Source organism: Vibrio sp. SCSIO 43132, from assembly GCF_019904195.1.
Taxonomy (GTDB): domain Bacteria; phylum Pseudomonadota; class Gammaproteobacteria; order Enterobacterales; family Vibrionaceae; genus Vibrio; species Vibrio nigripulchritudo.
Genome location: NZ_CP063200.1, coordinates 1,354,128 through 1,372,763 on the forward strand (window position 1 = coordinate 1,354,128; position 18,636 = coordinate 1,372,763).

Annotated in this window: 29 protein-coding genes; 21 read left to right on the forward strand and 8 right to left on the reverse strand. The window is 46.9% G+C overall.

The annotated features are described in order from the left end of the window. Nucleotides 1-6 precede the first annotated feature (6 nt). The 20 genes from repA to INR79_RS24370 all read left to right on the forward strand — a co-directional run bounded on the left by repA (nt 7) and on the right by INR79_RS24370 (nt 10,223). Nucleotides 7-819, forward strand: a complete 813-nt coding sequence (gene repA, locus INR79_RS24275; protein ID WP_223097318.1) for a plasmid replication initiator RepA — start codon at nt 7-9, stop codon at nt 817-819. Nucleotides 820-1,462: 643 nt separating this feature from the next. After that, nucleotides 1,463-1,993: a hypothetical protein gene (locus tag INR79_RS24280; RefSeq protein WP_223097320.1), complete on the forward strand. Its 531-nt coding sequence runs from the start codon at nt 1,463-1,465 to the stop codon at nt 1,991-1,993. A gap of 131 nt (nt 1,994-2,124) precedes the next feature. Next, the gene (locus INR79_RS24285; RefSeq protein WP_223097322.1) at nt 2,125-2,433 is read left to right on the forward strand and encodes a hypothetical protein; all 309 of its coding nucleotides are present in this window, start codon (nt 2,125-2,127) and stop codon (nt 2,431-2,433) included. Next, nucleotides 2,430-2,654: a helix-turn-helix domain-containing protein gene (locus INR79_RS24290; RefSeq protein ID WP_223097324.1), complete on the forward strand. Its 225-nt coding sequence runs from the start codon at nt 2,430-2,432 to the stop codon at nt 2,652-2,654. Before INR79_RS24285 ends, INR79_RS24290 begins: the two co-directional genes overlap by 4 nt. Next, nucleotides 2,647-3,024: a hypothetical protein gene (locus INR79_RS24295; RefSeq protein WP_223097326.1), complete on the forward strand. Its 378-nt coding sequence runs from the start codon at nt 2,647-2,649 to the stop codon at nt 3,022-3,024. Before INR79_RS24290 ends, INR79_RS24295 begins: the two co-directional genes overlap by 8 nt. Then, on the forward strand, nt 3,021-3,476 hold the full coding sequence (locus INR79_RS24300; RefSeq protein WP_223097328.1) for a hypothetical protein: 456 nt from the start codon (nt 3,021-3,023) through the stop codon (nt 3,474-3,476). Before INR79_RS24295 ends, INR79_RS24300 begins: the two co-directional genes overlap by 4 nt. Then, nucleotides 3,476-3,967, forward strand: coding sequence for a hypothetical protein (locus INR79_RS24305; RefSeq protein WP_223097330.1), 492 nt, complete (start codon nt 3,476-3,478; stop codon nt 3,965-3,967). The genes INR79_RS24300 and INR79_RS24305 overlap by 1 nt, the downstream gene beginning before the upstream one ends. Continuing rightward, nucleotides 3,954-4,610 (forward strand): type IV secretory system conjugative DNA transfer family protein, encoded by a 657-nt coding sequence (locus INR79_RS24310; RefSeq protein ID WP_223097332.1) that lies wholly within the window; start codon nt 3,954-3,956, stop codon nt 4,608-4,610. Before INR79_RS24305 ends, INR79_RS24310 begins: the two co-directional genes overlap by 14 nt. A gap of 75 nt (nt 4,611-4,685) precedes the next feature. Then, nucleotides 4,686-4,856: a hypothetical protein gene (locus tag INR79_RS24315; protein ID WP_200767493.1), complete on the forward strand. Its 171-nt coding sequence runs from the start codon at nt 4,686-4,688 to the stop codon at nt 4,854-4,856. 9 nt (nt 4,857-4,865) lie between these two features. Beyond that, on the forward strand, nt 4,866-5,720 hold the full coding sequence (locus INR79_RS24320) for a major capsid protein P2 (protein WP_223097334.1): 855 nt from the start codon (nt 4,866-4,868) through the stop codon (nt 5,718-5,720). A gap of 9 nt (nt 5,721-5,729) precedes the next feature. Further along, entirely contained in the window at nt 5,730-5,996 is a 267-nt protein-coding gene (locus INR79_RS24325) for a hypothetical protein (RefSeq protein WP_200767257.1), read from the forward strand. Between the two features lie 3 nt (nt 5,997-5,999). After that, nucleotides 6,000-6,155 (forward strand): hypothetical protein, encoded by a 156-nt coding sequence (locus INR79_RS24330; RefSeq protein WP_223093877.1) that lies wholly within the window; start codon nt 6,000-6,002, stop codon nt 6,153-6,155. Continuing rightward, entirely contained in the window at nt 6,152-6,340 is a 189-nt protein-coding gene (locus INR79_RS24335; protein WP_200767255.1) for a hypothetical protein, read from the forward strand. The genes INR79_RS24330 and INR79_RS24335 overlap by 4 nt, the downstream gene beginning before the upstream one ends. Continuing rightward, a complete protein-coding gene (locus INR79_RS24340; RefSeq protein ID WP_223097336.1) occupies nt 6,337-6,759 on the forward strand; it encodes a hypothetical protein in 423 nt (140 codons plus the stop codon). The genes INR79_RS24335 and INR79_RS24340 overlap by 4 nt, the downstream gene beginning before the upstream one ends. Beyond that, nucleotides 6,743-7,228, forward strand: a complete 486-nt coding sequence (locus INR79_RS24345; RefSeq protein ID WP_200767253.1) for a chemotaxis protein — start codon at nt 6,743-6,745, stop codon at nt 7,226-7,228. The genes INR79_RS24340 and INR79_RS24345 overlap by 17 nt, the downstream gene beginning before the upstream one ends. Next, on the forward strand, nt 7,229-7,954 hold the full coding sequence (locus INR79_RS24350; protein ID WP_223097338.1) for a hypothetical protein: 726 nt from the start codon (nt 7,229-7,231) through the stop codon (nt 7,952-7,954). Between the two features lie 2 nt (nt 7,955-7,956). Next, nucleotides 7,957-9,099: a hypothetical protein gene (locus INR79_RS24355; RefSeq protein ID WP_223097340.1), complete on the forward strand. Its 1,143-nt coding sequence runs from the start codon at nt 7,957-7,959 to the stop codon at nt 9,097-9,099. Nucleotides 9,100-9,101: 2 nt separating this feature from the next. Beyond that, nucleotides 9,102-9,554 (forward strand): structural protein, encoded by a 453-nt coding sequence (locus INR79_RS24360; RefSeq protein ID WP_223097342.1) that lies wholly within the window; start codon nt 9,102-9,104, stop codon nt 9,552-9,554. 130 nt (nt 9,555-9,684) lie between these two features. Next, nucleotides 9,685-10,056, forward strand: a complete 372-nt coding sequence (locus INR79_RS24365) for a hypothetical protein (RefSeq protein WP_262415423.1) — start codon at nt 9,685-9,687, stop codon at nt 10,054-10,056. Further along, nucleotides 10,056-10,223: a hypothetical protein gene (locus INR79_RS24370; RefSeq protein WP_200767248.1), complete on the forward strand. Its 168-nt coding sequence runs from the start codon at nt 10,056-10,058 to the stop codon at nt 10,221-10,223. Before INR79_RS24365 ends, INR79_RS24370 begins: the two co-directional genes overlap by 1 nt. A 48-nt stretch (nt 10,224-10,271) precedes the next feature. On the opposite strand, the gene INR79_RS24375 is transcribed toward INR79_RS24370, so the two are convergent. The 3 genes from INR79_RS24375 to INR79_RS24385 all read right to left on the reverse strand — a co-directional run bounded on the left by INR79_RS24375 (nt 10,272) and on the right by INR79_RS24385 (nt 12,686). Further along, nucleotides 10,272-10,571 carry a hypothetical protein gene (locus INR79_RS24375; RefSeq protein WP_223097346.1) on the reverse strand — a complete coding sequence of 100 codons (300 nt, stop codon included), beginning with the start codon at nt 10,569-10,571 and terminating at the stop codon, nt 10,272-10,274. 356 nt (nt 10,572-10,927) lie between these two features. Beyond that, a complete protein-coding gene (locus INR79_RS24380; RefSeq protein ID WP_223097348.1) occupies nt 10,928-12,217 on the reverse strand; it encodes a hypothetical protein in 1,290 nt (429 codons plus the stop codon). 46 nt (nt 12,218-12,263) lie between these two features. After that, nucleotides 12,264-12,686 carry a DUF3653 domain-containing protein gene (locus INR79_RS24385; RefSeq protein ID WP_223097350.1) on the reverse strand — a complete coding sequence of 141 codons (423 nt, stop codon included), beginning with the start codon at nt 12,684-12,686 and terminating at the stop codon, nt 12,264-12,266. Nucleotides 12,687-13,195: 509 nt separating this feature from the next. Here INR79_RS24385 and INR79_RS24390 point away from each other — a divergent pair. Beyond that, nucleotides 13,196-13,783, forward strand: coding sequence for a hypothetical protein (locus INR79_RS24390; protein ID WP_022561439.1), 588 nt, complete (start codon nt 13,196-13,198; stop codon nt 13,781-13,783). 438 nt (nt 13,784-14,221) lie between these two features. Here INR79_RS24390 and INR79_RS24395 read toward each other — a convergent pair whose 3' ends face one another. From INR79_RS24395 to vxrA, 5 genes are all read right to left on the reverse strand, one after another. Continuing rightward, nucleotides 14,222-14,365, reverse strand: a complete 144-nt coding sequence (locus INR79_RS24395) for a YoaH family protein (protein ID WP_004404854.1) — start codon at nt 14,363-14,365, stop codon at nt 14,222-14,224. 40 nt (nt 14,366-14,405) lie between these two features. Further along, on the reverse strand, nt 14,406-15,557 hold the full coding sequence (locus tag INR79_RS24400; protein ID WP_022591935.1) for a conjugal transfer protein TraF: 1,152 nt from the start codon (nt 15,555-15,557) through the stop codon (nt 14,406-14,408). A 63-nt stretch (nt 15,558-15,620) separates the two neighbouring features. Beyond that, complete coding sequence (locus tag INR79_RS24405; RefSeq protein ID WP_223097355.1) at nt 15,621-16,490, reverse strand: DUF2861 family protein; 870 nt, start codon at nt 16,488-16,490, stop codon at nt 15,621-15,623. Then, nucleotides 16,490-17,149 carry a response regulator transcription factor VxrB gene (gene vxrB, locus INR79_RS24410; protein WP_004404848.1) on the reverse strand — a complete coding sequence of 220 codons (660 nt, stop codon included), beginning with the start codon at nt 17,147-17,149 and terminating at the stop codon, nt 16,490-16,492. The genes INR79_RS24405 and vxrB overlap by 1 nt, the downstream gene beginning before the upstream one ends. Then, nucleotides 17,124-18,569, reverse strand: a complete 1,446-nt coding sequence (vxrA, locus tag INR79_RS24415) for a sensor histidine kinase VxrA (RefSeq protein WP_064669190.1) — start codon at nt 18,567-18,569, stop codon at nt 17,124-17,126. Before vxrA ends, vxrB begins: the two co-directional genes overlap by 26 nt. Nucleotides 18,570-18,636: the final 67 nt, after the last annotated feature.

Below are 18,636 nucleotides of genomic sequence, written 5' to 3' on the forward strand. Positions count from 1 at the left end.
TTTTATATGCTTGTCAAGAACTTACATCCAACCTTTGAGCCGAATCAGCGGAGCGACACACGCCCCAAGCTGATAAAGGATGCATGTAAGTTCATTCAAAACAACCCTGTTCATCTTTGGTCTGGCTTCCGACTATGGGGTCAATACGCTAACCGCCAGCGTGGTTTTAACCTCCACCTAAAACGCTCAATCCAGGCAGGGTTTGAAGCCCTCGCCTACCATGCCAACCTGTTAACGGGCGTTGTCCATTCTTCTTGTACCGAGATGTCCGACATGTGCGGCTTATCGACCACCGGCCCAAGCGGTCAAAAGTCGATTTCACGCTTCACACGTATGATTAACATGATCGAGAAATACAACCTTGTGAAAACAGAGCGCATCTGGGACAGAGAACAAGGCATGTGGATACCCAAGCTAATTCAAGTCACCCCACTCTTCTGGGAAGTCTGCGGCATCTCTGAAACACGGCTAAATGGTGAACAGAGAAAAGCCTTGGGACGACTGCGCAAAGAGAAAAAACTGGCAGGGTTTAAACCCGACGAGATCGCTAAATTTGGCATCTCCGAAGCAGAACAGGAAGCGCGCCGAAGCTTTATCCGTTCTGCTTTCAAGGCACGCAAAGCCGACAGCGAGAAACGCGCGGCAAAACGCAGAACTAAGGCGCTCCAGGACAAAGATTACCACCAACAATTAGACGTCTACGCACGTGACATTTTGGCAAACGCCACACCATTAGAACTTGCCTCATTAACCCCGAAAGAGTTACGCCGTCAAGCTCAGTATCTACGCGGCAAACATCTCAATCAATCTCTTGAATAGCCCATCATTACACTGTAACGTCCTTAGCTGGGCGTGAGTCTATATGCCCGTTGTTTACCAGCGGGCTTTTTAGTGCCTATACAGGCGCTTACAGCGCATTTGAGGAGGCATTGAGAGGTATATTTCTTCTAATACGTGATCCAATTAGATCGTTTTCCCCAACTTTGTGCAAATGGATAAAAGACTTAGCTGCTCGCTAAGGCTTATATGCAAAATTACAGGGTATTAGTAGAGAACAGAAAAGACCTTACACGTCCACAAATTTTGTGGACAGGGTAATGAAGTGCCAATTCCTAGCTAAAGCTAGGGGCTACTTCAAGAATGAAACGGAGCATCTTGCTCGCAAGCGAGCTGGCTCCTTAGCCGCGCGGTAAAAGGTGGCATATTCCCTCCCCTCACAACGAACGCTGGCGAGACTCAAGACATAATATGTTCAGGTTCAAAGACAATAAGCTTTCACGCACTCAGAGAGTGTACAGGTCGTTTCTATCGCTTCGCGATGGCTTAGCAAGAAAAGGGGTTCGAATTTAACGAGGTGAAAAACAAAAGCCATATCGTGATGATATGGCTCTGTTGCATATGGGTATGGTAAAGTTCAGGTTCTCAATCAAAACAATCCATTACCTACAGGACAGTATGATCAATGACTACTGAATATGCAATCTATAAACATTTAAAAACAGGTTTTGAAATGTTCATATCATGGTTTAAAAAGAACGAATGCTTAGATCCAGATGCGATGGATGTTGAACTAGATTCAATACGCTTGGTCAATCATGGAACGGCTGTAGCCGTTACCCTAGCGATACGCAATCATGGTCACAGTGAATTGAAGATCAACCAGGTACACACTGAATTGAGTATCGCGAATTATGCTTGTGAATCAAATCCCGTTATTACCAATCTCGTTATCCCTTCAAAAACTCACCAGGGCGCAACACTTAAATTTATTGTTCCAACCCCCTTTTTAACCAGTAAAAGAGCCATCAAAGACATTAGCCAAGTAATTGAACACGACTTGGTGACATCTGATACGGACGTTCAGTTTGGGGTCAATTTTCTAGAGCTTAAAATATCCAGAGGCTACTTTAAGCACACGGTATTACTGGACGACATTCGCAACCATACGCATTGGAAACAGCCCGTTAGAGGTTTACATTACTATGCAGCTTAAACCACATTGGGTCTTTGATCTTTCTTTGACATGATAGTGAACACCAATTGAAATCGATTGCATATTATTGGTAATATTTACCCGATAGATAAAGAAAGTCCGGTTTCCTAGCTTTTAGTTAAGGAAACAACATGAAAGAAACTGTCCAAAGGATTGCTGAAAATGCTCAAGAGATTGAGCAATATTCGCAGTCCGATATCAAAGTCCCATCCTTTATCCCAAAAGGCTTTATTGACCAACTCACCAAACCATTCACCCAGGTGCGAAACTGGGCGAAAGCCGTTACCGATTTTTGCGTCGAGTCCAGTGACAACCAGGACGAAGCCAGCCGCGCAATCAGTAAATTGGAAACCGAAGTCCAAGACCTGGAGCAACGTTTGGCTCAACTTGAGCAAACCTGTGTCGATAAACTCCGCGATTTTGTGGAGGCGAACCAATGAAAAACCCCAAGTGTAAGCACCCTATCACCGCTTCGCTTATTACCGAAGCTCGCGCCGAAACGGGGCTCACTCAAGCTGAATTTCTAGAACAGCATGGCATCAACGTGACTCAAGCTACGTTGTCGCGCTGGGAAACAGGCGAAATCCAAGTGCCTTTGACAGTTCTGATTGAGCTGAATCTGGTGAAACCCGTCAAACCAGGGAAAGCCAGCCATGAATAAAAACCAGCAGCTTACGATCATATTAGAGCGCCTGATTGAGATGTCTTCACAGGTGTATGCAACCCCTAAGCAGCACGCGCAAATCATGATGAAAGCGTTAGAGCACGCGATTGCTGAAATCCGGTTCTATGACATCACCTGCGGCGAGCTTGTATCAACGCTTGAAGATTTCAAAGGTGAGTACACCAATCGTCAGTTTCTCAGTCAGGTGATAGGGAAAGACCTGGTTAATGAGCACTCAAGCGATTTGAGAGACTTACTGCAAACGTTTCAGCAATTTGACTGCCATTGGGATAAGACCGTTAGGCACCTCAAGATAAAAGCGGCGATAAAGCAATGTGTTAGCGAAATTCAGGGGACATGGCTATGACGGTAAGTAATAAGAATCCCATTTTGGGCTATATCGCCTGCCCTGATTGCTTAACACCAAAATCCATTCGCCAGGGAACGGGTAAACGCAAAGCGTATTACGTCGGCCGGTGCGAATGCGGGACAGACAACCGCACCGCTACAGTCCCACAGCAACTCATGAGCCAGTACAAACCGCTCGAAGAAGTGGAAGCCGAGCTGGCAATGATGCGCGCAAGGCTTGACCAGGACACACCCAAAGAGAGCGATAGCTCATCGACTGCGGATGATTCACCAAAAGGTGAACCAACCGATACCAAACCGTTGGCAAATGATAAGCCAAAAGATGAGCAAAACAGCGAGCCTCCCAAAGAAGAAAGCAAGCTATTAGTGACCACGCTCTGCGTGGGCATTGGCAGTGTATTGGGATGGGCAGTAGGCAAAACAATTACAGTAATCAGGGCGGCAGCATAATGAGCGTAGTAGACACAGAATTAATGGATCAGATGATTGACGAACACGAAGCGGTGGATACCCACAGCACCGATGAGGAGCTGGCGTTAATCCAGGCAATGGGCGCCGAAGACGACGAGTTTAACCCCGATGCGGCGGTCAGTGCAGCGGCGTCACCTCCCCCAACCAAAGCGCAACAAATCGAAGCGCTGGAAGAAGACGCCGCCATGTTGGTGGGCGGCGCGGAGTATTTGATTCAGCAAGCGGTACACCCTGCTTTGAGTTTTGGGGAGCCCCACTCCGCAGCCCTGGCAAAAGCGACGGCGCCAATTCTGCACAAATACGGCGGTGAGCTCCCTCCCTGGTTAAAGCCATACAAAGAGGAGCTGGGTTTTGTGGTGGCGCTGGCAACGGCCGGCGGCTCAATGTTCTTCCAGTACCGCGCCATTAAGCAGGCAGAAGAAGCCGCCAAAGCCAAAGCGAGCGAGGAAGAAAACCATGAGACCGATTAACGCCAACAATGCGTTAGACAATCACCATGTTTACGTGTGTGGTATGTCCGGTTGTGGCAAGACCTCAGCCGCTAAGAAACTCTTTATCAAATCGTCTGACCAGGTGGCGATTTTTGACCCGCTTGGTGACTACCACGGCGAGCTGTGCAACCGTGTGGTGCGCGGTTACACCAAGCTGCGCGACTTTGCGGCGGCGCTGATAGCCGGACGTAAGACCAATAAGAGCTTTAAGATTGCGTATCAGCCCAACCATGAGACCACACCGGAAGATTTTGATCGCTTCTGTCGTGTGGTCTGGGGCGTGGGCAATGGCAAGCGAAAGCCCTTGAAAATCATCTGTGAAGAAGTCGCAGAGCACAGTCTGAACGCAGGCAAGGCAACGGGGTATCACGGCAAAATACTGCGCCTGGGCCGTAAGTTCAATCTGCACAGCATCAACATGTTTCAGCGGGGCCAGGAGGTGTCCAAAACCATCATAGACAACTGCCATTTTGCTTGCATCATGATGCAAAAGACGGTCAAAAGCGCCATCTATCTGGAGAACATGACGGGCATTTTAGCCACGGACATCAATCAACTGAGCAAACTGGAGTATCTCCTGCAGGAAGGAAAGCCCTATAAGCCAGGCAAAATACGATGGTAGATGTGAACCAAAGCCCACTTATTACGAACCCTTAGCTAATCCCTATTAGGAATGATTCGCCAAGGTTAGGCAAAGATGAAACCGCCCTATTTCTGGGCGGTTTTTTATTTCACTAATCAGGACATCATTTTTATGAAAGTAACACCGAAAAACATTGCGATTGTGGGCGTTGTGGCGCTGGTCGTTTCCGTGGGCGTGGTTTGGGCATCCAACAACGTTGACGCCGTTGAAGACACCATTGGTTAAGGGGTGACTATGGAAATTCTAACGACGACGTTCGCTCCTCGCCCTAAAGAGCTCGACCCGATTGAGGGCGTTGGCTGGGGTAATCGTGCCTCTTTGCGCATGGTTGCCGGCCCTACCTATCACTCTATTGAGTTGATCACCAACATCACTAACCCCGCCGACATTGAGCGCGTGGAAGTGGCGCTTAATGGCTCCGCAAAATACAGCATATCAGGTGAATCCCTGGTGAAGCTCCAGGCACACCGCAAGAACTTTGCTGAGTCTGGTCGCTACATCATTTCATTTGGTGATCCGACTCTGCGCACCAAAGTCGGCGTCCGTCAGACTGACCTGGTCACTCTGCCTGGCGAAGTGTGGTTTGTTTACATTCAGCTTAAACAAAAAGCCGCTGACGCCAACGGAAATCTGCCAGCGGCGCCAGTGATGCGCGCTCGTGCTCACGTGCTGCCCTCACAATCCATCCGTTACTACATGCCTCGCCTGTATGAAATGACCTGGTTTGCGTCGGCGTCCGGTCGTACCCCGTTCGACTTTGCCGAGCGCAGCCCGGAATACTGGCTCAAGCGCATTCACTTCTTAAGCGACACCATTGATCGCGTTCGTGTGCTGCGTGACAACCTGGAAGAGTTGAACGTAACCAAAGAAGACAACGCGTTTGACCTGGCGCAGGCCAAGAAAGAGCAAAACGCCGGATGGTTCAGCCTGGACTTTATCCGCTACGGGTTTGGCTCGGATGGCATGCTCAACACTGCGGCGCAGTCCCAGCTCGCGTTTGAGCTCGACAAAAGTGCCATTGGCTCTGTTCCTGTCGTGGTCGAGTCGGTTCAGCAAGTCACGCCACTGCCAACCAAAGCCAAGAGCTAAGGAGGCGCCATGCTAGATGATTGGGGCGAATCCCTGGCAGGACTGACCGACTCCGTGATAAGCGGCGGCGAAAAGTTTGTTCATGCCTGGTTCGAAAATGAAGCCGACAAGGTGAAAAGCGCCGCTCCGGAGGAGCAGCGCCCTCACTATGTGCCTGCGCAGCAGCCCAACGGTCAGCCGATTGTTTACAAACAGACTTTGCCCATCAATACCACGCACATCCTCTTGGGTGTGTTGGTGGTTGGCGGGATTGTCTATCTCGCAAAACGGGGGTGAGTCATGCCATTGATTGTATTGCTTCCCCTCGCGGCGGGCGGCGTCGGTTTCGGGGCGGGTCTGTGGACAGGCTCCGGCGCCGGAAAGCTCGTCAAACTCGGCGTGATGGGCGGCGGGGCTTACCTGGCCTATCGCGTGGCTAAGGAGGTGACCGCATGATACCTCCATTTACTAACAACGGCGCCATGCCAATGGATTTAAGTGGCGGCCCAAGCGCTGCGAAAAGCTCCAACAGTATTGGCGGCGCATCTCAGGGCGCCATCAACATGGGGGGTAAGGCGTCAGCCCTGCCCTGGATTTTGTTGATCCTTGCTCTGTTCTACATAGGAGTGAAAAAGAAATGAAGTTCACTCTCATCAAACCAAACCGCGCCGACATTGAGGCGCAGTTTGAACACCTGCGGCCTGCGTTTGGCGGGCTGTCCGATGCCGATGTGGAATTTGAGCACACCACTCGCCTGGTCAGGGAGAAACGTGCCTGTTTCTACCACCTTGAGGGCGATGGTGTCTCACTGCGCTTTGTGGGTGAAGCCCAGCAAGACGGCAGTTACTACGTGTCAGCGCTGTGTGGTCAGGGTTTAGAGAAAGGATTACCCGTGTTTATCGATACGGTGAAAGGTCAGGGTTACGCTAGGCTAAAAGGTCAGGCTATCCGCCCAGGCATCATCAAAATCTACAAGAAAATCGGTTTCTCCGAAGTCGTCGAAGACGGCATCACTCATCTGACGCTAGAGCTGGGAGGTGACCATGGGCGGACGTTCTAGCAGCAGTAACACCACCAACACCGAACAGACCAACGGTCAGAACGCCATCCAGGGGGACAACCTGGGCGTGGCGGTTTCTGGGGTCAGCAATTCCAACATCAATGTGACGGCCACCGACCACGGCGCCATTCAGGCCGCCAAAGACTTGGGTGAAATGGCCATCAATGGCAATACGGAAGTGACCACCGCCGCCATTGATATGGGGGAAAACGTTGCCGAAGGCGCGATGGAGCTCAGCCTGGAAACGTCTGAAATGCTCAGCGATGCCCACAGCGAAAACCTGCAATACATTGCGGGGCTGGCGGGCAACCAGGCGGCGCAAAACAGCGAGAACCTCAAAATGATGGGTCAGCTCATCTCCAAGAAGATGGACGGCGGCGCGGAGACGCGCACCAAATACATCATCTGGGGTCTGGGTCTGGTTGTCGGTGCGGTTGTCCTGGTCACCGTTGCAAAGGAGATCAATTAAGTGAGCTTCAAACAAACCTTAGCGCCCCGTCAGCGGGCGCAATTTCAAGCGATTGGCGAATTTCTGTATGTGGCGAATTGCCCAGGAGAAGTCTCGATAGAAACTCAGCGCGGTAACTACCGTCTGCGCCGCGGTGCTCAGATTCTGGATAAAGCGCTGGGCGGTCTGATAACCGTTGAGAACCTGGGCGAACACGGTCTGATTGAAATCGAAGTGGGCATGGGTCGCTATGTGCCGCCCGCCGATGGGCAAGAAGTGATTGTGGGGCAAATGCCGCCTATGGTCATGGCGCCAAATCAAAGCGTAGCCGTCAGTGGTCTGCCCAAAATTGAGCTAGAGAGCGGGCAGCAAATTGACATCCGTTCCCTACCCGCCATTGAGCTGGCTAACGGGCAGCAGTTGGTCATTGCCAGCCTGCCGGCCGTTGAGCTGGCGCCAGGGCAAAAAGTCGGGATGTCTGGCGATGTCATGGTGCGCACTAAGCAGACATTCACCGTGCGCCAGCGTACAAGTACCAGCTACGCCACGGGCAAACATGCCCTCCCTTACACCATCCCTGCCAAAAAGCGCGGGCGCATTCTGGTGAAAGCCCCCAAAGCCAATACCGGAGCCATTCATCTGGGTGACTTTGAGCTGGATGCTGGGGAATCCGTCGAACTCTTTGTGGAAGGTGCCATCGCCGTCACTGGCGCAGCCACTGACCACGTTCAATTTCTGGAGTATTAATTATGGGTGAAGTGAAAGACAACCTCCCACAAGGCAGCAGCCGAAACAAAATTGAATATCTGGCCGACGCGATAGACAGCGCCAAAGCCGACGCAAAAGGCGCCTCTGCTCCTCCTAAAAACCTGCTTTGCAATCCCGACTTTACTCAGTCCACGGTGGAATGGGGCTCGGCGCTTTCGGGCATCGCTCACGATATGAAATATGACGGCATGGGATGGCTGAAAGAAGTGTTTGGGTATGAAAACCAAAGCGCCACACAGATGCACCTTGGGCGAAGCTTGGGGCGTCCGGCTCCGTTGGGCTGGGGTGTGGAAATCATTGCTCCGAGTTCCAAAGACTCCGTGTCTCTAATCGCCCCCATTTACGACTCGTTCAATCTGTTTGATCGTCAGCATGGCGTTAAGGCGACAGGGGTGATGACGGACTCCATGAGCCGCACCAGTAAAACGGTGCATTTCTCCGTGTTTACCACTGCTCGCAATGATGCGGCCAGTGATGGTAACCCAAACGAAACCCTGTCATGGGAAGAGCCCGAAGTGTTTTACAGTGCCTATTTCCTCGGGCGCAAAAAAGGCGGCGTACGTTTCGGTATTGTCGAGCTCGATGTGGATGGCAACGCCACTCAGATTGTGGCTCAGCAAAACATTGCGGCGAATGACTGGGATAAATTCACCGAGCAGTGGATACACAATATCAAGCTGCGCGCGGGTCAGCTTTATGCCTACTTTGTTGAGTCTGACAGTGCGAATCACCGTCGGTCGGCTCTGCCTCTGGAAACGGGCGTATTCATCAACACCGAAAAGCTCGACATTGTGCCGGACATGACGCCCCACGCTCGCCCCACACACAAATCGTGTGAAAGTCTTGGGCTGTTACCTAGTGCCGACGTGCAAGCAGGGGTTGTGGTGCCTATCAAGTCGTATCACTCGCCGTTTGGTGTGGAAAAACACTTTGTGTTTGCTCACTGCGGTCAGGCGCTTGGACAGTATCGCCTCAGTATGAACCCGCTCAGCATCACCCGAAACGATGCGACGAGCATTCGGGTGCAAGGTACACCGCCCACTGGCGACGCCAATGTCCACCTCATGGCGTTCTACTCTGAAACGCCCCTTTACATCAACTTCTCAAATGCAACAGGGGTATAGCCATGCGCTATGCCCTCGCCTTGATTATCGTATTAGGAGCCCTTTACATGGCAAAACAGCACACCGTTCGCGGCGTTCGCAACAACAACCCGCTTAACATTCGCATTGGCAACAACTGGCAAGGCGAAGCCGCCATTCCACGCGACAAAGCCTTTGAAACGTTCAAGCACCACAAATACGGCTTCCGGGCCGGCGCCAAATTGCTGCGCAACTATCAGCGCCTGTATCACCTTTACAGCCTGGAACAAATCATCCACCGTTTTGCGCCGCCAAACGAAAACGACACCAAGAACTACGCTGGATTCGTGGCAAAACGCCTGGGTGTGTCAGTTCATGATCATATCGATTTATTCGACGATGAAACCCTTGCCAAAGTTATGCACGCCATGAGCATCATGGAAGTGGGCCGTTATTACAGTCTGGATGACGCCAGGCAGGGAGTGGCACTCGCATGACCCGTGACGATTTGAAGAAAATCGGGATAACGGTGGCCGGCGCGATTGCCGCCGCCTACTCCCTCAAACTGCTGAAACACTGGGGGCTGATATGACCTGGTTGGCTGCCCTTTTCTCGCCCCTGGTCGGGTTGTTTCAGTCGCACCAGGACTCCAAGCACAAAGCCAAAGAGCGAAAAGATCGTTTAGACGAAGCCAAGACCGTCGCCACCATCAAGCGACTGGAGCAAGGTGACGCCAACGCCACACGCCTGGACGAGCTCAGCCTGGCAAACCGTGGCTGGGAAGCCGATTACCTGCTTTTCATCACCACACTGCCCGTACTGCTGGCGTTTATTCCTCAGTGTGTGCCGTTCGTTGAAGCAGGCTTTGAGGCCCTGGAGAGCACACCAGAATATTACTGGTACGTGCTCGCCATGATTTACATTGATACCTTTGGATTCCGGCGCATGTTGCGCGTGGGCTTTGAGCATTGGTTAGACAAACGATTTGGGAGGCAATAGTGGAAGACCCTTACATCATTGCAATTGTGACAGGCTTAATCTCCAGCGTGGGCACTATCGCCGCCATTAAAGTGGACATAGGCTGGATTAAGCTCACTTTGAAAGAGCACGCCAATCGCATCAAGCAGTTAGAAAAGCGACTGGCAGACATAGAAAAAGGCGCGTAATGCGCCTTTTTGCTATCAGTTTTTCCGTCTCGAGACGAACCGGTGTCGTTAATCTGCTATCAAATCCAACTGATCGAGCCGGTTCCCGGACGTCTTTTTGCTATCACTCGCCACCTTTAACTGCTCCAGACTGGACAAAAAATTGTTACTGGCAGAGCGAAGCTGGGAAAGCTCTCTTAATGCCTGGCTCAGTTCGCGCTCCAGCTTATTGATCTCATTCTGCATCACTGGCACATTTGCCGCCGCTTTCAACACAGCCTTAGTGCTGGCAGATTCGCGGTAGTGCTTTTTCAGTGTATCAATGACCTCTTCTTGCTTATCGTCGAGCCTAATCGTCAACGTTCCCATATTCCTCTCCCTGAAATGCCATCAAAATCAAACGATACCGGCTTAAAAATTTCGAAGAATGCTATCAAACCAGCCAGCTGCAGCAACCAGGCAAGACGAATTTTGCTATCAGGTTAAAAGCCACAATGAAACGCAATGATATTGACTAATTAATTGATATTGTTGAAATATCATGTAATCACGTAGAAAACAGGTGAAGCGCCTCGAAGCGAGGGTAATGACGATTTACACAGGTAAGAGCCAAAGCGCAGGATAACCCCTTACAAACCTCCTTGCCCTCGCTTGCTGCACGGATGGAATGAAAAAGGAGCCGTAGGGCTCCTTTTTCCTATTAATGTTGTATGTTCTCGCAAAGTCTAAAGATTTCTGATACCTAAATTACATGCATTGTCTATTCTGTCTTTGCGTTGCAGATTAGCTACGATTAAGGCGGCACGCTCTATTACTCTAAGCTTTTCAAGACAATCTTTTGGGTCTCCTTCTATCTCAAAACCATCCCCATCATTAGCAACATAAACTATGTGCTTATTATTTAGAAGAATTTCACCCACTCTAGAAGATTGGTCTGTATCTATTTCTCTAAAACTAAGAGTGAAATCAGCATACTTTGCGCCAAATTTCAGCGTGATATACCTTTCAGTGCAGGACATTTCAATGTTAAGTAGGAGATTCTCTGATAGCTCCTCACAGACGTTGTAAAACCTATCATTAATAAATGATTCTAATGTCGGTTTAAAAAGTCTAATTGCGCTGTATTCTTCTATTTGGTTCCTTACATTACTTACCGTCATATTTTCGTCCATATCGGTAAAGTCATTGCAAAGAGTTAAAATGGCTTGGAGCATTGATAGATCTTGATCGTGTTGAATGAAGAAGTCATCAGAATCACAGTATGGTTCCACTTGATAAAGTAGCAAATCAACCTCTATCAAACCACGTAAGGCAACACCCAAACTAGTGGATTCCGGATGAAGAAGTCTGAAAGCATAGTGAGAACTTAATAAGTTTAAATTCGAAATGAAAAACTCAATTACTTCAATTACTTTATTGTAGCGTTCTAACTGCGATTGGAATTCATCGCGCTCTTTCAAGCCCATAAGATCTTCATAGATATCAAAGTGCTGGACTCTGCTTTCTTCAATAACATTTCTAATTTTTTTGATAACAGTTGTATCAACTTTTACTTCTTTTATATCGGTTATCTTGTGGTAACCGTAGAGCACAGAAAATATTGCCTTCAAATCAGTTGACTGTATGTATTTCCATTGTTCAAGTTCGATTCTCCGTTCAAAGAAGTATTCAAAATAATCCCTTCGTTCAAAATATGAATCGTATAAACGCGTAACAGTTTGGTGCTCAATAGATCGCTGCTGATTCTCTAGGCTTTTAGCTTGAACATCCAACGCGGCAAGTGTTTGCTTAGAACGGTGATTAGCGATAATCCAAGCACCAATAGGTAACGATAGTGATGCGACAGCTATCGGAAACTTCATATGCCTCCAAAATGTCTCTATTGACTTCGTTCCCGTGAAACTAAAAACTAAATCCTCAGCATGTATAACGGCTAAACCAATCGATATACCAACAATTACCGGAAGAGATACAAAAAATCGAAAATGCCAAGTCTGAAAAATGGTTTTACGCATTTATTCTCCATAAACAATTAGGCTCATAAAATACCTTGCTATCATACTATTTAGGGCGCAAAAGCGCCCTATTTTTATATCTACGCAACATCAAGTTACTTTTTCTGACACGGTTTTTTTTACGCCTGAATTCAACGACGTTTTGACCCAGTGAGACTTTGATATCCAGCTCTTGGAGATCATATGCTGAAAGCTCACGCCCTCCTGGCGTATAAAGCTTATCTCCTCGAATTTTGAAACCTCGCCACGCCCTATCAGGGGGTAAATACCCTCTGTGCATAATCAGCAACAGCCTAATAACCGCGACCGACCATTTACGCTTGTTTCTCCAGGATTGGACGGTTTTAGGGGTTACACCGAAGAAATTGGCAGCTTGCTTGTCATCGTCAAAGTGCCAAATGAAAAGGTCTAGAATTTGGTTAGTGTAAAAGCCTGAATTATATAGATCTTCGTTTATGTCTTTATTCATGTGATCTGTGTCCCATACTGCGAATTGGAACACAAAATCATATTTTTACTACGTATAGATAAGATAGTAATCAAAGCACTCATTTATGTAAGACTTCTTGAAAATAGACGTCATTCAAAGTGCATTCAATTGCTTGATATTAATAGTAATATCAAAATAACAGTGGTTTAACATAAACGTCAGATAATGCGCACTAAAGGTATTATAAAAGCGAGCTCTACCACATAGAACTCATGACCAATCTCGTAATGGCTGTTCCCTTGGATTTCATTCTAATATCGAACTCTTAAAAGAATACATGATTTAAGTATGCATGCTGTCCGCAAGTAATTTTACTGACAAGAAAATAATTACTAGGACATATTTAAAGCACTTGGAATTCACGCCGTGAATTATTCGCACCAACATCACAGTTCACAGTTGAAATACCTATACATTTCTTATGGCGAATCGCATACTATTGAACGAATATCCACTTTTATACAGAAGCAATTTTTCACGAGAATTATATGGAATACCGCTGGGTTTTGGCTGCCGGCATTTTAGCTTTGCAAGGCTGTGCTACAACGATCTCGGAGAAAGTTAATAGCTTAAGTTTAGATAGCTATGCCTCCGAAACACTTCAAGAAAGTATTGAATACTATCCCCACTCATGGATGACACAAAGATATAACGCCTATTTAGAAAAACCTGGTAATAAAGCGTTTGCTGTTTACTGGAAAGGAAAAAGAGCGATGTCCTTTGGTTTTGCGACCGACAAAATAAGTCTGGAAGCGGCTAAGAAAGAAGCTTTATTTTTATGCAGCGCTCGTGCGACTAACCCTGAGGGATGTAAAGTCGTCGCTTATGAGGAAACTCAGGTTACTGTCGATACAAACGGTTATCCGAAAGAAGTTTCAAGCATGCAGGATATTGATGTATTTGAACGCTTTAGTCAGGCAACTACTCATTCAGCAATTGCTGGTAACAAATTAGGTTTGCTTGGCTATTCTTCAGATGAAAGCTCAAAGGTTGATGCAGAGGAAGCAGCAATAAGGCTATGCCTAACGAAAACCCATTACACCTTACCTAACTGCAAAATTATCGCCTCAAAATAGTCATTACACTCCGACTTAACTATTTCATTTAGAGACCTGCATTAAGCAGGTCTTTTTTTGGTCCTACCAAAATCAAAAAGCATAAAGGTCGATAACATCCTGTGGATAACTCGCGCAGCACTTCTCTACAGTCGCAGTAAGTGCTTACTACTTGAACTTAGGCAGAATATCCACCTGACATATAACCTATTGTTTTTAAATGCAATTAAGCCAAATACAGCACTAATCACTACATCGGAATCCGTTGTTTTACTTAAAAGCTCAGGGTGTCACATATCTTCCCTGTCACTTTTATTGGGTTAAAAATACCGCTTGAAAAAACTAAAGGATTCTTAGTAAGGGAAATGTTGGCGTGAAAAAGCGAATTGGTAGGAGGAAAGTTAAGTTTGGCTGGGTGGAATTTACAGGTGCAAGAAAACAAAAAAGCTAGGGTCTCCCCTAGCCTTTCTTTTCATTTCTAATTTCGTCGGCAATGATTTTAATTGCCTCTGCAGTACTCACACCCTGCTCCATCAATTTTTGAATGCGCTCTACCGCTTCTTGCTGTTCTTCATGTGTGAGATTAGGTAAATCTTGAAACATTTCTACCTCCGTTTAAAGGAGGCAAAATTTACAGGATATTTTAATAGTTGCCAAGGAAATTAACGTATACACCCATAGAGTTTGCGTTGGTATAGCTCGCGCCTATGTCCATAGTAATAATGCCCAGTGGAGATAATCCTATACCCGCTGTAAACGTACCTTCATCGTTTTCTTTGGCTAAGTTGGTGTAGTATCCGCCTCGCAATTGTAGCTGCCTCATTAGATCAACTTCCAACCCTGCTCGAAGCATTTGGGAATCGTCGCCGGACATTCCCTGGAATTTCTTACGAGTAACCAGATCATAATCAACACTGAACGTATAATAGTCACCAACTAAACCAGCACCAACGGTGTAATTTGGTCGAAGTTCATAGGTATCACCAATTTGAACATTGCGTCCACCTGCGCTAACCGTTTCCTGCGCGGTTTCGATATCTCTAGTCATAATGTTCATGGCTGAGGCGCCTACGCGAAAAGGACCGTAGAACCATACTGCACCCAAATCCAGGTTGAATGCGGTCTCGCCTGATGTGGAATCTGTGATTCGACCAAACCCAAAGTTAGAAAACGATGCATGGCTTGCGACGGTATAAACACGCTGAATTTTTGGTGAAGCACCTATCGATACATGCTGACCGAATAGCGTGTAATATTTTGCGAAAGTAATTCCGAGCTCGGTAACACCTATTCCCATCACTTTAATCAGAGATTGGTCGAGTTTGTCTATATCCGGCACTGAGCTAGGTGCCATATCCGCTGTAATGTATGACTCTGTGTAGACCTTGCCAAAAACATTCATCGAAACAAACTGATTGGGGATAGCGAAGGCACCGACTACACCAATATCAAGTGCAATCTCATCCCCGACAAGGTCATCGTAAACGGATAAGATTTGAGCAGGGTCATTGCCATCAATTGCATCAGCGGCATTTTTAATATCGGCTAGCATCTTGCCGTTGTCGACATAGCTGACACCGACGCCTGGAATGATCATCCCTGCATTGTCATCACGACGATATAACGCAGCAAGTGAAGGGTTATAGAATGGTGCTGACAGGAAATCAGCTGATACAACACCCACTCCTCCCATCGCGTCCCCTCGACCATCAACAGAGTAATTAGCCGCAGAAACTGATGAAGTAGCCAGAGCTAACGCAACCGCAGTGGATATAGATAAACTGATTTTTTTCATAATCAAACCGTAACTTTGTCCTTTTAATCATTATCGGCTTAAATTATCAGATCTTTAGAATTTTTAATCCACCGAAATGTCGTAGGTTTTACTAATTACTTGTTGATCTTCAATAGAAACTGCACCTTGCCAGCGTCTATGAGTTATTGAAACCGCCAAAACATATCTATCGGGGTCTAAGTCTCTTAACGGAATGGAATTTGGGTAATCGCTTTCATAGTCTTGAGTCCAAACTTTTTGATATTTGCCATCAAGGTAATCAAACAAAGAAATGTTCAAAACAGGTAGAGGGCAATGTTTGTTCAGGAGACTCGTTTTCTCCACCTTCCAGTTGTCTTTTGACTGCCAGCGTACAACTTGCTTCGCTTGGGGTTCAGCCATAACAGCCCACGTGACCCAAGCCTCTTCGTTGACAGGCTTAATTTTCAACAGATACAAACCACTCGTAAGGCGAGTATTTAAGCTGTATCTTTTCTGATAGATACTTTGCTCGGATGTTTCTGAACTCAACTTCTCAAATGTGGACTCATTTGAAATGTTTTGTTCTCCCCATCGCTCTAATTCAATGGACTCAACGTCTTTGTTGCTTAGTACATCAATGATCACACTTGAGTTGTTTCTGCCGGGAGACTGGATCATTTGTCTTCGAATGACCACTTCATCTAACCAATCAGGAAGCCCTTCACTATTCAGCGACCGCCCACAGTCTTTTTCAATCGACTTTAGAAACAGGTGATCAAGATGATCGGAAACGTACTTGGAAGGATTTTGCTGCCAGACTTCCACGATCGCATCAAAGGTGCCTTCAAGATCATCCTCCAGCAACTTTTGATGCGCACTCGTTAAAGAAGTCTGCTGCTCAAACCACTGATTGGTGGCATTTCCAGTCAGTGGCAGTAGACAAACCAAGCTGGCAATTAGGTGTTTTACCATTAGCTTTTCATCTTATATCCAACACCGCGAAGGGTTTCAATATCGATGCCAGGTAGCTTTTGTCGTAACTGAAGAACATGCGTATCAACTGTTCGTGTAGTTGGAAAATGGTTGTATCCCCATACATGATCAAGCAACTCATCTCGTGTAAATACGCGTCCTAAGTTGGTAGCCAAAAACAGAAGAAGATCGAACTCTGTGCGGGTAAGAGTAACCGACTCGTCTTTGTAGATAACATCTCGTGTATTTCTATCGATGATCAGGTTATCAGTGGTAACGCGTGCTTCGTCTAGTTCTTCGCCATCCGGTGCTCTCATTTGAGCCCTAATTCGAGCGAACAATTCCGCTTCCGCAAATGGCTTGGTTAAGTAGTCATTTGCTCCCGCATCTAAACCATTCACTTTATCTTTAACGGAAACCAAAGCAGTCAGCAGTATGACTGGCACCTGTTTTATCTTTTTCCACTCAGGTAAATGACCAACAGAATCACCATCTGGTAACTGTCTGTCCAGAATTACGAGGTCAGCTTTGTCCCACAATGGGCTAACTTCCGCGATAGTTTCTGCATGGTGACATTCATATCCTGCTTGCTCCAGGCTAACAAGCAATCCGTCCGCTAAGTTTTTATCATCTTCAACCAGAAGCAGTGTCTGTTTCACAGGGTATCTCCAATTTAAATGTTGTAGGTGGGCCTTGCAGAGACATCTTGCCTCCCATTCGCTCAACCATTGATTCAACAATGGTCAAACCCAGCCCTAATCCACTCTTACTCACAAAAGGCTTTCTGAGTGTTTTCCAATCTTTCTTGGTCAAGTTACCTTGGTCGGTAACACTAAAAATGACGCAATTCTTTTTGGTATCGACCTTAAGTGAAACTGGGGCGACACCGTATTTGATCGCGTTATTGACTAAATTATCTAGACACGTGCCCAACCAATAAATATTAACTTTGATTGCGCTGTCCCTATCGAGTTCAATTTCAATTGGCTGTTCGAGATCTTCGAACCTAAAATCTAACCATTCTTTGACAGAAGGTAGCCATTCCGTAGAGAGCTGTTGGGTATCAGACTGAAGATAGTCTTTGCTTGCTTCTGCCAATTGACGCAACCTTCGGGAATCTTCACACAAACGTCTAAACTCGTCGTATACGGATTCCGGAAGATTCTCAAACTCCCTTCTGAAACCTTCAACCGTCAAAGACAAGCTGGCAATAGGTGTTCTTAATTCATGGGTTAAGATCTGAAGAACCAACATACGGCTTTTCATCTCTTTCCGTTTACTATTCCATCGAGTGACTGCCCAACCTAAAATCAATGCTACATTGAAAACAGCCAGTCCAATCATGACGTGAAGCAACAAATCGGAATGATTTTCTACTTCCCAACAAATGTTCCCACTTTTGACAAAGCAGTTACCTTTTCCGTTGTAGAGCGACGCCTGGATTTGAAGCTCTTTGAGAAGAGGATTCCAAATGTTCTCCTGATACAGTAGATACTCATCCCCTTGCCTTAACCAAAGTTCATTTTCACTGATCAGCATCTCTGAACCAGATAGCAGAGCCTTCATCGCGATGTAATCCATTCTCTGAAGGCGACCTAGTAAGCTATTTGGACTGGCTTCAGGTCTTTCCTCAATGTGCATGTAGTCTTCAAGTTCATCATACATTGCAGGATATGTTACAGCGTAGCGTGCAGCATAAGTGCCACCACCTGGGTGAATCAACCCAGAACGCGCAAACCACTTGATAGGAAGCCTCGTGCCTTTACATATTGCACGTGTGAATACCAGTGGTTCAGTGATCAGAGGGCTTAAAGGTAGTTTCCCCTTACAGGATTCAGACAGTTTGTATAAGCGTTGAATATCGCGAAGAGGATAGCTGGCTGTTTGAGGAAGCATTGACTCTGGTGTCAACAGTTTGTTTGGGAAATCCGATTGGATTACTCGCATGTCATAGGAATCTATTGCTTTGGAAGTGTCAAATTGGCTTTTGAACTCCTCGATTCTTTCCGGCAAGCTTTGTGCGTAAGCGCCCGAAGAAACAAGGCAGCTTAAAGACAAATAAACAAGGTTCCTTAGCAAAGCGGGTTCGATCTCTATGGCATTTGTAAATGGAGAGTCAATATAACACTAATAACTTTGCGATTAT

What these genes read in the sequence shown, in the direction of transcription:
- repA (WP_223097318.1), top strand. Translation starts at nt 7, where the DNA reads ATGCTTGTCAAGAACTTACATCCAACCTTTGAGCCGAATCAGCGGAGC.
- INR79_RS24280 (WP_223097320.1), top strand. Translation starts at nt 1,463, where the DNA reads ATGACTACTGAATATGCAATCTATAAACATTTAAAAACAGGTTTTGAA.
- INR79_RS24285 (WP_223097322.1), top strand. Translation starts at nt 2,125, where the DNA reads ATGAAAGAAACTGTCCAAAGGATTGCTGAAAATGCTCAAGAGATTGAG.
- INR79_RS24290 (WP_223097324.1), top strand. Translation starts at nt 2,430, where the DNA reads ATGAAAAACCCCAAGTGTAAGCACCCTATCACCGCTTCGCTTATTACC.
- INR79_RS24295 (WP_223097326.1), top strand. Translation starts at nt 2,647, where the DNA reads ATGAATAAAAACCAGCAGCTTACGATCATATTAGAGCGCCTGATTGAG.
- INR79_RS24300 (WP_223097328.1), top strand. Translation starts at nt 3,021, where the DNA reads ATGACGGTAAGTAATAAGAATCCCATTTTGGGCTATATCGCCTGCCCT.
- INR79_RS24305 (WP_223097330.1), top strand. Translation starts at nt 3,476, where the DNA reads ATGAGCGTAGTAGACACAGAATTAATGGATCAGATGATTGACGAACAC.
- INR79_RS24310 (WP_223097332.1), top strand. Translation starts at nt 3,954, where the DNA reads ATGAGACCGATTAACGCCAACAATGCGTTAGACAATCACCATGTTTAC.
- INR79_RS24315 (WP_200767493.1), top strand. Translation starts at nt 4,686, where the DNA reads ATGAAACCGCCCTATTTCTGGGCGGTTTTTTATTTCACTAATCAGGAC.
- INR79_RS24320 (WP_223097334.1), top strand. Translation starts at nt 4,866, where the DNA reads ATGGAAATTCTAACGACGACGTTCGCTCCTCGCCCTAAAGAGCTCGAC.
- INR79_RS24325 (WP_200767257.1), top strand. Translation starts at nt 5,730, where the DNA reads ATGCTAGATGATTGGGGCGAATCCCTGGCAGGACTGACCGACTCCGTG.
- INR79_RS24330 (WP_223093877.1), top strand. Translation starts at nt 6,000, where the DNA reads ATGCCATTGATTGTATTGCTTCCCCTCGCGGCGGGCGGCGTCGGTTTC.
- INR79_RS24335 (WP_200767255.1), top strand. Translation starts at nt 6,152, where the DNA reads ATGATACCTCCATTTACTAACAACGGCGCCATGCCAATGGATTTAAGT.
- INR79_RS24340 (WP_223097336.1), top strand. Translation starts at nt 6,337, where the DNA reads ATGAAGTTCACTCTCATCAAACCAAACCGCGCCGACATTGAGGCGCAG.
- INR79_RS24345 (WP_200767253.1), top strand. Translation starts at nt 6,743, where the DNA reads ATGGGCGGACGTTCTAGCAGCAGTAACACCACCAACACCGAACAGACC.
- INR79_RS24355 (WP_223097340.1), top strand. Translation starts at nt 7,957, where the DNA reads ATGGGTGAAGTGAAAGACAACCTCCCACAAGGCAGCAGCCGAAACAAA.
- INR79_RS24360 (WP_223097342.1), top strand. Translation starts at nt 9,102, where the DNA reads ATGCGCTATGCCCTCGCCTTGATTATCGTATTAGGAGCCCTTTACATG.
- INR79_RS24375 (WP_223097346.1), bottom strand. Translation starts at nt 10,571, where the DNA reads ATGGGAACGTTGACGATTAGGCTCGACGATAAGCAAGAAGAGGTCATT.
- INR79_RS24380 (WP_223097348.1), bottom strand. Translation starts at nt 12,217, where the DNA reads ATGCGTAAAACCATTTTTCAGACTTGGCATTTTCGATTTTTTGTATCT.
- INR79_RS24385 (WP_223097350.1), bottom strand. Translation starts at nt 12,686, where the DNA reads ATGAATAAAGACATAAACGAAGATCTATATAATTCAGGCTTTTACACT.
- INR79_RS24390 (WP_022561439.1), top strand. Translation starts at nt 13,196, where the DNA reads ATGGAATACCGCTGGGTTTTGGCTGCCGGCATTTTAGCTTTGCAAGGC.
- INR79_RS24395 (WP_004404854.1), bottom strand. Translation starts at nt 14,365, where the DNA reads ATGTTTCAAGATTTACCTAATCTCACACATGAAGAACAGCAAGAAGCG.
- INR79_RS24400 (WP_022591935.1), bottom strand. Translation starts at nt 15,557, where the DNA reads ATGAAAAAAATCAGTTTATCTATATCCACTGCGGTTGCGTTAGCTCTG.
- INR79_RS24405 (WP_223097355.1), bottom strand. Translation starts at nt 16,490, where the DNA reads ATGGTAAAACACCTAATTGCCAGCTTGGTTTGTCTACTGCCACTGACT.